General features: G+C 46.3%; 2 protein-coding genes. One reads left to right on the top strand and one right to left on the bottom strand.

Annotated elements, in window-relative coordinates:
* Positions 1-476: putative PEP-binding protein (locus tag A3756_RS02115; RefSeq protein WP_304438844.1), on the top strand; the 476-nt coding region annotated here is incomplete at its 5' end.
* A 75-nt stretch (positions 477-551) separates the two neighbouring features.
* On the opposite strand, the gene A3756_RS27050 is transcribed toward A3756_RS02115, so the two are convergent.
* The coding region (locus A3756_RS27050) for a hypothetical protein (RefSeq protein ID WP_197481109.1) at positions 552-932 on the bottom strand (381 nt) is incomplete at its 5' end.

Here is a 932-nt window from a genome sequence, read left to right on the forward strand (position 1 = left end):
GCGTGGGTATAATGGTAGAGGTGCCAGCAGCAATGATGGCCCTGCCACACCTATCAAAGCGAATTGACTTTATATCTATTGGTTCTAATGATCTAACGCAGTACCTACTTGCAGTGGATAGGAATAATCCGAAGGTCTCTGACTTATATAACTTTCTAAACCCNGCGGTATTGGCAAGTATTAATCATATTGTATGTACTGCTCAATCCCGTCGACTTAAGGTGTCTTTGTGTGGTGAAATGGCCTCTGACCCTGTAGCGGTTATTTTACTACTTGGAATGGGGATCAATACACTAAGTATGAGTGCCTTTAATATTCCCAAGGTTAAGTGGGTAATTCGTTCGTTTTCGCATAAGAAAGCCAGGCAGCTTCTAACAAAAGCGCTGAATCTCGAAAATGAAAGCTGTATACGTGAGATGCTTGAGGATGAGCTCGAGAGTGCTGGTTTGGGGGGCTTGATTCGAGCGGGGGCTTAGCGTTTGCGCAAATAAAAAATCCCTTTTAAAGAGCTGGCGCGCATTAAGAGGGATTCGATAAGTGCTTTTAGTCTTCTAGAACTGTAGGAAGTTGCTTGCGATGGCTCCAATGGCAACGACAAGTGATACCACTGCAATCATATTCGCCTTCTTGGCTTGCTGAACATAAGGCTGCATATCTTGCTGAACTTGGATTTGTGCCTGTGCGGCACTTACTTTCGCTGCGACGGCCTCGGCAGCACTGCTCGCGGCTTTTTCACCCATAGCGGTTCCTGCTTCGGCGCCAGTCTGGGTTGCTATATCTTTTATTTGCTGTAGTGCAGCAGGGGAAAGATCGGCACGACTTTCAATCAGGTCTCTAACTGCTTTGATCTCTGCAGTGATCTGGTTTTGGAACTGAACACCGGTTTGCTTAAGGCTGGCGTCGAGTACTGACTGTGAAACATGGTTGACGTT

The organism is Oleiphilus sp. HI0086, assembly GCF_001635225.1.